General features: G+C 63.3%; 1 protein-coding gene. It reads right to left on the bottom strand.

The window, feature by feature from the left end:
* The coding region (locus ACU8YC_RS27545) for an ABC transporter permease (protein WP_446896332.1) at positions 1-450 on the bottom strand (450 nt) is incomplete at both ends.

Raw genomic sequence — 450 nt, 5'->3', positions numbered from 1 at the left:
TCGGGGTTGTAGCGATAACGGATGGCCACGTTGGCCGCCGCCCTGCTGTCCACGCCGGCGCTGCGCGCCAGGTCTTGCAGGTAGCTCATGTGCAGACCCTGTACGTATCCCTTGATGGTGTCGGCGCGCATCGGCATGGCGCCGTCGATCCAGAACGCAATCTGCGGCACGGCACCGCGTTTGAGGTCACGGCCGAAGTTGGGCGGGATCTCGATGGCCAGAGCGATGTCGCCGCTGCGCATGCGCTGGTCGAGGTCAGAGGGGCTCGTCAGCGGCGTCTTTTCAATGAAATAGCGTGAGCCGGCGATGTTCAGCGCATAGGCCTGACTGGCTGTAGTCTGATCGCGGTCGAGCACCGCGTAGGTCAGGTCCTCGACGTCCAGGCTGATGCCATAGCCCATGATGAACATCAATACCACCGTGCCGAGCATGGCCAGCGTTGCCCGGATC

It is taken from the genome of Citrobacter sp. VF227, assembly GCF_052950715.1.
The sequence above is the reverse complement of the archived record's forward strand: the minus strand, read 5'-3'. Positions and strand labels throughout refer to the sequence as shown.